This is a genomic window from Streptomyces gottesmaniae, from assembly GCF_031845845.1.
Lineage (GTDB): Bacteria > Actinomycetota > Actinomycetes > Streptomycetales > Streptomycetaceae > Streptomyces > Streptomyces akebiae.
This window is the reverse complement of the sequence record NZ_JAVRFJ010000014.1, coordinates 16,190-27,926: the sequence shown is the minus strand read 5'-3', so window position 1 is coordinate 27,926 and position 11,737 is coordinate 16,190. Positions and strand designations below refer to the sequence as shown.

Sequence of the window (11,737 nt, the reverse complement as noted above, 5' to 3'; positions counted from 1 at the left end):
CCGCCGTGACGGATGGCCCCCGCTCGGTCACCAAGACCGGACGGGGGCCATTCGTGAAGTCCGGCTCACTGATCCTCAGTGTCCCGCACGTCAATCTCGCACTCCAGATCGGGAATCACAGCGAGCTGCGTCCTCACCGCCTCACGGGCATCACCGGTCAGCGATACCGATACCCCGGCAGGGATGTCGGGAGCGTCCGAGCGGTTGACGGATGCCACGATCGCATCCGGATCGACCTTCTCCAGCGCATGGAGAACCTCGTCGACACGGTCGTTCCGCACAGTCGTCGAGACATAGGTACGGACAGTCATGGTTGTCTCCCTGGTGGTAGCCCCACTCCTCCGGCCCGCCGTCCGCCGTCCTCGTCGGGCGGGTATACAGCCACGGGCGGAAGCCATGCCGCCAGCCTCACCCCGGTGAAGGCCGAGCACATCCGCACCTGCCACTCAGCGGCCTTCCCCTCGCCCAAGCCTCGGTTGCCCGGCTCCGTCCATTCGAGTGGAGAGAGAAGGTGAAGGGAACCGTTCCCCCCGCGAGGCTGGTCCTTGCAGCCGTAATGGCTGCAGCCGCCTGCGGTGTGGAGGAGCACGATGCCCGGTCTTCACCCCGGGGATCCCTTGCGTATCGGGGTCTATCGCACGGAGCGGCGCCTGGGCGCCGGCGGGCAGGGAGTGGTGTACGAGGCATACGGGCCTGCGGGCGAACGGGTCGCCGTGAAGGTTCCGTCGCCGGAGAGCCTCGCATTGCCCGGGGCGCGGGCACGCCTGGCCAAGGAGGTCGCCGCCGCCCGCCGTGTGGCGTCCTTCTGCACCGCGCGGGTCCTCGACGCGGACACGACCGGAGAACAGCCCTACCTCGTCAGCGAGTTCGTGCCCGGCCACACCCTGAGTGCAGCTGTGCGCGAGCACGGGCCCTTCCGTGGGGACGCGTTGGTCCGGCTGGCGATGGGGCTGGCAACCGCAGTGGCGGCCATTCATGGTGCCGGAGTGCTGCACCATGACCTCAAACCGGCCAATGTGCTGATCGGTCCGGACGGGCCGCGCGTTATCGACTTCGGACTCGCGCGCACGCAGGAGATGACCCTCACCGACGGCGCCGCGGGTGGCACGTACGGTTACATGGCGCCGGAGGTACTGCGCGGCAAGCCGCCGACGGCCGGAGCGGACGTCTTCGCGTGGGCCGCGGTGGTTCTGTTCGCCGCGACGGGTGCACATCCCTTCGGCGGGGCCCATGACGCCGAGATCATTTATCGCACGGTGGCGTACGAGCCGGACACGAGCTTCCTCCCTCAGCCGCTGTCGCGGCTCGTCGAGGCGGCGCTCCACAGGGACGATCCCGCTGCCCGGCCGAACGCACATGCACTGCTGGCCGGCCTGCTTGGTCTCGTCGAGGACACTGACGCCGGCACGTTGCTGTCGGCGGGGGCGGACGCGGCATCCGCCGTGCACGCGGACACCGGGGATCTCACCGCGCGACGCGGCCTGGCCGAACGCGCCGAGGCCGCCCACCAGTCGCTGTCCCTTTCCGCCCGGGCCCGGGCGCGGGAAGTTCTGCTGCGGTTCGTCGTCGCCGGGAAGGCAGCGGACTGCTCCCAGGACAATTCCCGTACGGCTGAGGAAGAGGAGTTCACCGCCGACCGGAGCGCCGAGGAGCGAGAGGTCCTGGAGGAGGTGCTCGCGGCGTTCACGGCCGAGGGCATTCTCCTGCGCACGGGTACCGGCATCCGTCCGGCCAGTCTCGCGCTCGGTCATGCCTGGCCGAGGATGCGGAACTGGCTGATGCACGACCGGGAGGGGCTGCGCCACCTCCGTGCCCTGGGAGAAGCGTCCGCCGCGTGGGAACGCGGCGGACGGCGCACTGATGACTTGCTGCGTGGGGACGCGTTGCGTGCTCACGCGGACGTTTACGCTGACGCTCCCGCCCATCTGCGGCCCACTCCGGCGGAGCGGCGTTTCCTGGCGGCGTCCCAGCAGGCCGAGTCGCGGCGGGCCGCCAGGAGGCGACGCCTGTTCACGCTGGTGAGTGTGCTGGTCGTCCTGGTCTTGGTCGCCGGGGGCCTCGCGTTCCACCAGACGCGGATCAGCCGGGCCCGCGCCGAGCAGGATGCCGCGCGGACGGCGGCGGCTATCGCCGAGAATGTCCGGACGAGTGATCCGGAGGCGGCGATGCTTCTGAGCGCGGCGTCCTGGTTGATCGCGGACGTCGACGACACACGAGCGGCGCTGTACAACTCCCTGAACCATGGGATACGGCAGGTGACAGACAACCCCGTCCGCGTGCCCGACACCCGTCCCGCGCTGGGGGTGAGAGACCAATTGCTGCCCGGCGGACGACTCGCCACCGTGGTGGACGGAGAGGCGGCGCATGTATGGGATCTGGACACGCAAACACGCGTTGGACACGCCCCGTTGGCTGCTTTCATCGGCCAGTACGCGAGCGCAGTCCGCTTCGCGGAGGACGGCAGCAAGGTCGTCGTGCCCCAGGGCGAGGGCGGCGGTGCCCGGGCCGTCACGCTGACCGGGGGCACGCCCCGACTGGGCCCGCTCCTTGCCAAAGGGCAGACCCTTGGGGTGAACAGCGCCTCCCGCAACGCCCGCCGAGCCGCGCTCTCCTGGCTGGAAGGCGACCGGTTTCGGCAGAGCGTGGTGGACACAGGGACCGGCCGGACGCTCTGGTCCCGGCTGGTGAAGTACGAGGCCGAGCCTGTCCTGTCCCCCGATGGCGAGTCCGTCGCCGTATGCACGAGCGGGAAACCTGCCGTACTGGTGGATTTACGCACCGGAGACGAGCGACGGTTCATCAGCCAGTCCGATGGCGTGCCCACCTCGATGGAGTGCGATGCCGAGACCCAGTTGGTTTTCTCTGGTGACGGCGCATACCTGCTGAGCTCACTCGACGGGTTGAGCGGCATGCTGTGGAACACTCGTACCGCTACCGAGGTCGGCACGATCAGCCTTCCGGTGGAGGAAGTGCCGTATCGATGGGCCATAAACGAGAGCGGCACCCTGGTGGCGGCGTCCGTCCCCGGGCGGATCCTGGTCTGGCAACGGCACGGCGACACATTGCTGCTAGCGGCGCGCCTTCCCACCTCCAATCTCGACTCCGGATCGCAAGGGGCGGCACAGGTATGGGAACTGTCCTTCGACGGTGACCGGATCCTGCGGTTCATCGAGGACGACCGCAGGGTCCGGTCGGTGGATCTGTCCTGGCTGGCGCGGGAGCGTGACGGCGAGGAGGGGCGGCTTGCCGTTTTCGCGCCGCGCGCGCAGGCCGTGCTGCACTATTCCTTCGCCCAAGATGTACTGGAACTGACGACCGACGGTCACCGCAGGCGGCTGAAGACAGCGGGCAGCCCGTTCCTCTCGTTGGTGGACACGGTTGTGGGAGCGTTCTCCCCGGACGGAGAGCTGTACGCGCACGTCGTGGACGACGAGGGCGGCCCCTCACTCCAGGTCTGGTCGGCGAGGACCGGTCGCCCTCACGGCCCGCGGATCGGCCTTCGGGGCAAGGACGAACCCGAGGCGATCGCCTTCTCTCCTGACGGCCGTCGGATCGCCGTCTCCCGTCTTGACGCCTCGATGGTCACGCGCCGAACCATAGAAGTGTGGGATCTGACCACCTCCCGCCGTGCGGCTGTCTTCCCCGACGCCGGCGCGGCCGAAATCGCCTTCTCGCCCGACGGTAACCTCCTGGTGACCGCCTCAGGTGATCGGATCGATCTCACGTCGAAACAGGTACGGCGGCAGGCGCTGGGACCGGCCGACGCCCGCGATGTGGCGTTCAGCGAGGACGGGCAAACCCTGGCCGTCTCCACCGACCGGGGCAGTGTCGACCTGTGGGACGCCACCGCGACCCGGCGCATCGGAGCCGTACCGTCCATGGGCAATACCGACTCTCCCGTCACCGGTCTGCGGTTCTCACCGGACGGACAACTTCTGGCCGGGGTGGACGATACCGGCGTGCGCCTGTGGGACGTGCCCGACCGCCGCCGCCTCGGTGGCCCACTACGACTGGCTGGTGGAGATCGCATTTCCCTCGCCTTCGACACCTCCGGCAGACTGCACGTCGCCTCCACGCTCAATCGACACGTCATGATCGACCTTGACCCGGAGTCGATCATCAACGAGATTTGCCGCAGCGTGGGCCGTGACCTGACCGCCGAGGAGTGGGAACAGTATCTGCCCAAACGCGCTCGCCACCCCGTGTGCTGAAGCGCACCCGATGGCAGGAAGGCTGGCTCACTGGCCAGATCCTCGCGGAGATCGAGGGCATCGGGTGGGCAGGGCAATTTCTGGTCGTGCGGCTCATGAGCAGCGGCTGGTCACGCTGGCCGATCCGCGCCACGGCCCGGGAGGCGTCCACTCGTTCGTGAGCGTGCTCCTGAGCGCCTGCTCCACCGTATTGGCCGGGGTCCGCGCGTTCCCGGGCGGTGTGGGCAACACCCGTAAGGACCCCGAGGCATTCGCCCGTCTGATCCATGACGTGGAGACGAAGATCTTCGACGCGCTCCCCGACGAGACCTGGGTCTACCCGGGCCACGGCAACGACACGACTCTCGGCGCGGAGCGCCCGCACCTGCCGGAGTGGCGCGCACGGTGCTGGTGAACTCCCTGGTGCCGTACGGCAGTTGGTGGGACGACCGGCCAGGGGCGCGACCGCTCCCGCACGCGCCCCGTGTGAATCGAACGCACACGCCGGTGTCACGCGCGCGCTCCCGGCGTGCGCCGTGGCGTAGTCCACTGGAGGCAGGTCCGCACGGGATGACGGCTCCCGCGCGGATGGGCCGCCGGCCTCATCAACCCCGCCCTCGGCCGGCGGCCCCGCCCCCCTCGTCGCACGCGTTCACGGGACCGCAACACCCGTTCCCAGAATGCGGACAATGGCCCATGTGACCTCGACAGACGGCACGTCGCGCTGTCAATCTCACGCCATGCGTCCTGTCCTGCGAACCGCGCGCTCCCCGCGCCGTGCCGCCTCCGCCGCCATAGCCTCCCTGCTCACCGTCGTCGCGGTGGGCTGCGCCCCGCAGCCGGAGGACGACGCCTCCGGCTCGGCCTCCTCGGCGTCCGGAGCCTCCTGCGCCAAGGGCGACTTGAGCACGAAGACGGTCGGCAAGCTGACCGTCGCCACCGACGAACCGGCGTACGAGCCCTGGTTCAAGGACGACGACCCGACGAACGGCGAGGGCTTCGAGTCGGCGGTCGCGTACGCCGTCGCGAAGCAGCTCGGCTACGACGAGGCGGATGTCGTCTGGCAGAGCGTGCCCTTCAACAAGGCCTTCGCGCCGGGGGCGAAGACCTTCGACTTCGACGTCAACCAGGTGTCGATCAGCGACGAGCGGAAGAAGGCCGTCGACTTCTCGTCGGGCTACTACGACGTGCGCCAGGCCGTCGTCGCGCTCAAGGGCTCCGCCGCCGCGAAGGCGACGAGCATCGCGGACCTACGGAAGCTGCGTCTGGGCGCCCAGGTCGGCACCACCAGCCTGAACCACATCCAGGACGTGGTGAAGCCGACCCGGGAGGCCGCCGCGTACGCGAAGAACGACCAGGCCAAGTCCGCGCTGAAGAACGGCCAGATCGACGCGATCGTGGTCGATCTGCCGACCGCGTTCTACATCACCTCGGCCGAGGTGACGGAGGCGAGGATCGTCGGCCAGTTCGAGAACCGGGGCGGCACACCCGAGCAGTTCGGGCTCGTCCTCGACAAGGGCAGCGCCCTCACGTCCTGCGTGACGACCGCCGTGGACGCCCTGCGCGAGGACGGCACGCTGGCGAAGATCGAGCAGGAGTGGCTCTCCGACGCCGTCGACGCCCCGGTCCTCAAGTGACGGTCGTCAAGCAGGAGCCCGGCCCGGAGGGCGCGGACGACCACGGTGACCCGCCCGGCGCGGACGACGGCTACGTCCCCTCGCGCCGGCGGCTGGACCGCGAGCGCTACAAGCGCGACCGGGCCCGCCGCGCCACCGCCGTAGCCGCCCTGTCGACCCTGGTCACGGCCGTCGTCCTCTGTCTGGTCGTCGTCAACGCCCCCGGCTGGCCGCGCACCAAGGAGACCTTCTTCAGCGCGGAGTACGCGCGCGAGGCGCTCCCCAAGGTCCTCGAAGGGCTCTGGCTCAACGTACGGCTGCTGCTGGTCTGCGGCGTCGCCGTGCTCGTCCTCGGCATGCTCATCGCCGTCGCGCGGACCCTGCGCGGCCCGGTGTTCTTCCCGCTGCGGGCGCTGGCGGCCGCGTACACCGACTTCTTCCGCGGGCTGCCGCTGATCATCAACCTGATGATCGTGGTCCTGGGTGTCCCCGCACTCCGGCTCCAGGGTGTGACCGTCGACCCGGTGCTCCTCGGCGGCACCGCGCTGACGCTCACGTACTCGGCGTACGTCGCCGAGGTCTTCCGCGCCGGCATCGAGTCCGTGCACCCCTCGCAGCGCGCGGCGGCCCGCTCGCTGGGCCTGACCAACCGGCAGGCGCTGCGCCACGTCGTGCTCCCGCAGGCGGTACGCCGTCAGGTTCCGCCCCTGCTCAACGACCTCGTGTCGTTGCAGAAGGACACCGGCTTGGTCTCGATCGGCGGTGCGATCGACGCGGTACGCGCCGCCGACATCATCGTGGGCCGCAGCCTCAACTACACGCCGTACATCGTCGCGGGACTGGTCTTCGTCGCCCTGACCATTCCGATGACCCGCTTCACCGACTGGGTCACGGCCCGCGTGGACCGGCAGCGGGCGCAGGGAGGGACGACATGAGCGACAGCCGAGAGACCGTGGAGCCCGTGCACGCCTCCCAGGACGCCCCCGTGCTGCGGATGGAGTCCGTGCGCAAGACCTTCGGCGGCTCGGTCGTGCTGCGGGACGTCGATCTGGAGGTCGCCCCGCACACCGTGACCGCGCTGATCGGCGCCTCCGGATCCGGCAAGTCGACGCTGCTGCGCTGCGCCAACCTGCTGGAGGACATCGACGACGGGGCGATCTGGCTGGACGGCGAGGAGATCACCGACCCGCGCGTCGACCAGGACGCGGTCCGACGGCGTATCGGCGTGGTCTTCCAGTCGTACAACCTGTTCCCGCACATGACGGTGCTGGACAACATCACCCTGGCCCCTCGCCGGGTGCACGGTGTTCCGCGCGCGGAGGCCGAGGAACGGGCCCGGGTCCTCCTGGACCGGCTGGGGCTGAGCGGGAAGGCGGGCGCGTATCCCGACCGGCTCAGCGGCGGACAGCAGCAGCGCGTGGCGATCGTACGCGCCCTGGCCGTACGCCCCCGGTTGCTGCTCCTCGACGAGATCACCGCGGCCCTCGATCCGGAGCTGGTCGGCGAGGTCCTGAACGTCGTCCGTGATCTGAAGGCCGACGGCATGACCATGGTCCTGGCCACGCACGAGATGGGCTTCGCCCGCGACGTCGCCGACCAGGTCTGTTTTCTCGACGGAGGTGTCGTGCTCGAACGCGGCACCGCGGACCAGGTCTTCGGCGATCCGCGGCGGGAGCGTACGCGGCAGTTCCTGCGCCGGATCGTCGAGGCGGGCCGCCTGTAAGGGGCGCCCGCCCGGAGATCGGGCGTTACCCGACGGCTTCGGGAGCGGGGCTCACGCGTCCGCCCGGCCCGCCCCGGCGAGCGCGGCGACCCGCTCCACGGCGAACACATAGCCCTGCACCCCGCACCCGGCGATCACCCCGTCGGCGCGCAGGGAGACGTACGAGTGGTGCCGGAACGTCTCGCGCTGGTGGATGTTGGAGATGTGCACCTCCAGCACCGGCAGGCCGTCGCAGGTGTTGAGGGCGTCCAGGATCGCCACGGAGGTGTGCGAGTAGGCGCCCGGGTTGATGACGATCCCGCTGTGGTGGAGCCGCGCCTCGTGGATCCAGTCGACCAGTTCGCCCTCGTGGTTGGACTGCCGGAGGTCCACCGTGCCGCCGTGCGCGGCCGCGGCCTTGGCGCACATCGCCTCGACGTCGGCGAGGGTGTCCGAACCGTAGATCTCGGGCTGACGCTGCCCCAGGAGGTTCAGATTGGGGCCGTTGAGAATCATGATCGGGGCGTGGGCCAGGCTGCGGGGCACGGTTCCTCCGGTCCGTTCGGGGTGGGCGGCCCCGTCGGGACCGCCGCTCGCCCCCGGTTTATCACGGTGAAACCGTGAGGCAGGAGGCCTTACCCTCCCCGCATGACCACGCCCTCGTACCCTCCCAAGCCCTCACCCGGCGACCGGGTCGCCGTCGTCTCGCCCGGTGCCGGTCTGCCCGAGCTCTTCCCGCGCCCCTTCGAACTGGGCCTGGAGCGGCTGCGCGAGGAGTACGGTCTCGTGCCGGTCGAGTACCCGACGACGCGGAAGATGGGCACGACGCCCAGGGAGCGGGCGGACGACCTGCACGCGGCCTTCGCCGACCCGGACGTCAAGGCGGTGTTGACGTCGATCGGCGGCGACGACCAGATCACCGTGCTGCCCTTCCTGGACCGGGAGTTGCTGCGGGCCAACCCCAAGCCGTTCTTCGGACTGAGCGACAACACCAACCTGCTGGCGTACCTGCACAACACCGGGATCGTCGGCTACCACGGCGGCACCGTGATGACCGCGCTGGGCAGGTCCGGTGCCATGGAGCCACTGACCGCCGAGTCGCTGCGCGCGGCCCTGTTCACCTCGGGGCCGTACGAACTGCGGCCCGCCGAGCGCTTCAACGACATCGACCGTGACTGGGCCGACCCGGCGACCTTCGACGCGGAACCCGAGACCGTGCCGGGCTCCGGATGGACCTGGGTGAACGCCGACCGTGTGGTGGAGGGCCGGAGTTGGGGCGGCTGTCTGGAGATCGTCGGCTGGCTGCTGATGGCCGACCGCGAGGTGCCGCGCGATCCGTCCGTGTTCGACGGCGGAGTGCTCTTCCTGGAGACCTCGGAGGAACTGCCCAGCGGCGAGGAGGTCTTCCGAACCCTGCGGAACATGGGCGAACGCGGCCTGCTGCGTCGCTTCTCCGCACTGCTGATGGGCCGCCCCAAGACGTGGTCCTTCGACCGGCCCAACACCCCGGAGGACGCGGCCCGTTACGCGGCCGGACAGCGCGAGGCCGTCCTGCGCGCCATGCGGACGTACGCCCCCGACGCCACGATCGTCTTCGACGTGGATCTCGGACACACCGATCCGCAGTTCGTCGTCCCCTACGGTGGCGTGATCCGGGTGGACGGGCCCGCCCGGCGCATCACGGTGACCTACTGAGACCCGTTGACGCCTCCCGAACCACCTTGGCCTCGCACGGGCCTCCGCACGCCCCCGTAACCGCCCGTCACCGTGGGTAGTTGACGCGGCATGCAACCTGCACGCACCGTGAAACCGCCCTCCATGCTGCGCCTGGCGTCCGCCTCGCTCGCCGGGACGGCCATCGAGTTCTACGACTTCTTCGTCTACGGGACGGCGGCGGCCCTCGTTCTGGGGCCGCTGTTCTTCCCGACGTTCTCACCCCTGGCCGGGACCCTCGCGGCCTTCGCGACCTTCGGGGTCGGGTTCGTGGCGCGTCCGCTCGGCTCGGTGCTGTTCGGTCACATCGGGGACCGGCACGGGCGGAGGCCGGTCCTCGTCGCCTCGCTGCTGCTGACCGGGGGCGCGACCGTGGCCGTCGGCTGCGTGCCCACCTTCGACTCGATCGGTGTCGCCGCCCCCTTCCTCCTGCTCGTGCTGCGCTTCCTGCAAGGGCTCGGGCTCGGCGGGGAGTGGGGCGGGGCGGTGCTGCTGACGGCGGAGCACGCGCCGGCCGATCGCCGCGGACTGTGGTCGAGCTTTCCCCAGGTGGGACCCGCGGTGGGGTTCCTGCTGGCCAACGGGGTGATGCTCGCGCTGTCGGCGAGCCTGACGGAGGCCCAGTTCGCCGCCTGGGGGTGGCGTGTGCCGTTCTGGGCGGCGGGCGTCCTGGCCGTCGCGGGGCTGTGGCTGCGGTCGTCGCTCACGGAGAGTCCGCAGTTCCTGCAGATCGACGAGCCCGCGCGCGTGCCGCTGGCCGAGGTCGTGCGCGGCCACTGGCGACTCGTCCTGCTGACGGCCGGGGCTCTCGCGATCGGGTACGCGGTCTTCTATTCGGTGACGACCTGGTCCCTCGCGTACGGCACCGAGCGCCTCGGCGTGAGCCGCACGGTCATGCTGACCTGCATCATGGGCGCCGTGGTGGTGAAGGGCGCCCTGACGCCGGTGGCGGCGGTGCTCGGCGACCGGTACGGGCGGCGCCCGATGTGTCTGATCGGCTGTGGCGTCACCGTGCTGTGGATGTTCCCCATGGTCGCGCTCCTGGCGACCGGCGAACCCTTGCTGATCTTCTTCGGTTTCCTCGTGGCGATGCTCGCCCTCGTCACCATGTTCGCCGTCATCGCCGCGTACCTGCCCGAGCTCTACGAGCCCCGGGTGCGCTGCACGGGGGCCGCCGTCGGCTACAACCTCGGCGGGGTGCTCGGTGGAGCCCTGACCCCGATCGTGGCCACCGCCGTGGCCCAGGGCGGACGGGTGCCCTGGGGTGTGGGCGCCTATCTCACCGGGATCGCCCTGCTGAGCCTCGGCTGCTTCACCCTGCTGCCGGAGACCCGGCCGGCGTCCCTGACGACACCGGCCGAGGCGGAGCCCGCGGCGGGCTGACCCCGGTCCCCCGGCCTACGGGTTCACCGCCAGCTCCAGGTAGGCCGCGAACAGCACCAGGTGCACCCCGCCCTGGAGTGGTGTCGCACGTCCCGGGACCACGGTCAGCGAGGCGACCACGACGGTCAGGGCGAGCAGCACCATGTGGGTGGCGCCGAGGCCGAGGACGAGGGGTCCGGAGAGCCAGATCGAGGCGAGGGCGACGGCGGGGATGGTGAGGCCGATGCTGGCCATGGCGGAGCCGAGGGCCAGGTTGAGGCTGGTCTGGACGCGGTCGCGGCGGGCGGCGCGCAGCGCCGCGATCGTCTCCGGCAGCAGCACCAGCAGCGCGATGATCACACCGACGACCGCGTGCGGCAGTCCCGCTCCCTCGACACCGGACTCGATGGTCGGCGAGACGCCCTTGGCGAGGCCGACCACGCCGACGAGCGCCAGGCCGAGCAGTCCGAGGCTGATCCCGGCGGTGCGGGCCGACGGCGCCTCGGCGTGGTCGTCCTGGGTGATCACCTCGCCCATCCTGGTGATCGGCAGGAAGTAGTCCCGGTGGCGCACGGTCTGCGTGGCGACGAACAACCCGTACAGGGCCAGGGAGGACAGGGCCGCGAAGGTGAGCTGGGCCGTGGAGAACTCGGGGCCGGGCTTGCTGGTGGTGAAGGTGGGGAGCACCAGGCTGAGCGTGGCCAGCGTCGCGACCGTGGCGAGGGCGGCGCCGGTGCCCTCGGGGTTGAAGACCGCGAGCCCGTGGCGCAGTGAGGCGACGAGCAGGCAGATGCCGACGATGCCGTTGCAGGTGATCATCACGGCGGCGAAGACGGTGTCGCGGGCGAGGGTCGAGCTCTTGTCCCCGCCGTCAGCCATCAACGTGACGATCAGGGCGACCTCGATGATGGTGACGGCGACGGCGAGGACGAGCGAGCCGAAGGGTTCACCGACCCGGTGTGCGACGACCTCGGCGTGGTGCACGGCGGCCAGGACGGCTCCCGCGAGCACCAGGGTCACCAGGGCGACAGCCGCAGGGGGCAGATCACGTCCCCAGGTCAGAGCGAGCAGGACGACCGCGGCCACCGGGACGACAGCAGTCCATCGCGTCGTGAGCGACCGGAGCCGAGCGAGCATGCGGTGATCCTTTCAGA

General features: G+C 70.4%; 9 protein-coding genes and 1 pseudogene. 7 read left to right on the top strand and 3 right to left on the bottom strand.

Features of this window, described 5'->3' with window-relative positions; all coding sequences use genetic code 11:
- Window positions 1–65: 65 nt before the first annotated feature.
- Entirely contained in the window at window positions 66–311 is a 246-nt protein-coding gene (locus RM704_RS17480) for a hypothetical protein (RefSeq protein ID WP_033526636.1), read from the bottom strand.
- A 279-nt stretch (window positions 312–590) separates the two neighbouring features.
- Here RM704_RS17480 and RM704_RS17475 point away from each other — a divergent pair, with 279 nt between their 5' ends.
- From RM704_RS17475 to RM704_RS17455, 5 genes and pseudogenes are all read left to right on the top strand, one after another.
- Window positions 591–4,211, top strand: a complete 3,621-nt coding sequence (locus RM704_RS17475; protein ID WP_052145965.1) for a WD40 repeat domain-containing serine/threonine protein kinase — start codon at window positions 591–593, stop codon at window positions 4,209–4,211.
- Window positions 4,212–4,413: 202 nt separating this feature from the next.
- Window positions 4,414–4,605 (top strand): annotated as a pseudogene (locus RM704_RS17470) (MBL fold metallo-hydrolase); the annotation flags it as partial.
- 325 nt (window positions 4,606–4,930) lie between these two features.
- The gene (locus RM704_RS17465) at window positions 4,931–5,827 is read left to right on the top strand and encodes an ABC transporter substrate-binding protein (protein WP_033526638.1); all 897 of its coding nucleotides are present in this window, start codon (window positions 4,931–4,933) and stop codon (window positions 5,825–5,827) included.
- Window positions 5,824–6,741 (top strand): amino acid ABC transporter permease, encoded by a 918-nt coding sequence (locus RM704_RS17460; protein ID WP_033526639.1) that lies wholly within the window; start codon window positions 5,824–5,826, stop codon window positions 6,739–6,741. Before RM704_RS17465 ends, RM704_RS17460 begins: the two co-directional genes overlap by 4 nt.
- Window positions 6,738–7,529 carry an amino acid ABC transporter ATP-binding protein gene (locus tag RM704_RS17455; RefSeq protein WP_192829624.1) on the top strand — a complete coding sequence of 264 codons (792 nt, stop codon included), beginning with the start codon at window positions 6,738–6,740 and terminating at the stop codon, window positions 7,527–7,529. The genes RM704_RS17460 and RM704_RS17455 overlap by 4 nt, the downstream gene beginning before the upstream one ends.
- Window positions 7,530–7,580: 51 nt before the next feature.
- Here RM704_RS17455 and aroQ read toward each other — a convergent pair whose 3' ends face one another.
- The gene (gene aroQ / locus RM704_RS17450; RefSeq protein WP_033526640.1) at window positions 7,581–8,054 is read right to left on the bottom strand and encodes a type II 3-dehydroquinate dehydratase; all 474 of its coding nucleotides are present in this window, start codon (window positions 8,052–8,054) and stop codon (window positions 7,581–7,583) included.
- Window positions 8,055–8,156: 102 nt separating this feature from the next.
- Between aroQ and RM704_RS17445 the strand changes: the two genes are divergently transcribed.
- Together RM704_RS17445 and RM704_RS17440 are read left to right on the top strand one after the other, a co-directional pair.
- Window positions 8,157–9,203: a S66 family peptidase gene (locus tag RM704_RS17445; protein WP_033526641.1), complete on the top strand. Its 1,047-nt coding sequence runs from the start codon at window positions 8,157–8,159 to the stop codon at window positions 9,201–9,203.
- 123 nt (window positions 9,204–9,326) lie between these two features.
- Complete coding sequence (locus RM704_RS17440) at window positions 9,327–10,604, top strand: MFS transporter (RefSeq protein WP_033526642.1); 1,278 nt, start codon at window positions 9,327–9,329, stop codon at window positions 10,602–10,604.
- A gap of 15 nt (window positions 10,605–10,619) precedes the next feature.
- Here the strand turns inward: RM704_RS17440 and RM704_RS17435 are convergent, their stop codons facing one another.
- The gene (locus RM704_RS17435) at window positions 10,620–11,720 is read right to left on the bottom strand and encodes a calcium:cation antiporter (protein WP_033526643.1); all 1,101 of its coding nucleotides are present in this window, start codon (window positions 11,718–11,720) and stop codon (window positions 10,620–10,622) included.
- Window positions 11,721–11,737 lie beyond the last annotated feature (17 nt).

Coding starts and splice junctions, on each gene's coding strand:
- RM704_RS17480 (WP_033526636.1), bottom strand. CDS start 311: ATGACTGTCCGTACCTATGTCTCGACGACTGTGCGGAACGACCGTGTC.
- RM704_RS17475 (WP_052145965.1), top strand. CDS start 591: ATGCCCGGTCTTCACCCCGGGGATCCCTTGCGTATCGGGGTCTATCGC.
- RM704_RS17465 (WP_033526638.1), top strand. CDS start 4,931: ATGCGTCCTGTCCTGCGAACCGCGCGCTCCCCGCGCCGTGCCGCCTCC.
- RM704_RS17455 (WP_192829624.1), top strand. CDS start 6,738: ATGAGCGACAGCCGAGAGACCGTGGAGCCCGTGCACGCCTCCCAGGAC.
- RM704_RS17445 (WP_033526641.1), top strand. CDS start 8,157: ATGACCACGCCCTCGTACCCTCCCAAGCCCTCACCCGGCGACCGGGTC.
- RM704_RS17440 (WP_033526642.1), top strand. CDS start 9,327: ATGCTGCGCCTGGCGTCCGCCTCGCTCGCCGGGACGGCCATCGAGTTC.
- RM704_RS17435 (WP_033526643.1), bottom strand. CDS start 11,720: ATGCTCGCTCGGCTCCGGTCGCTCACGACGCGATGGACTGCTGTCGTC.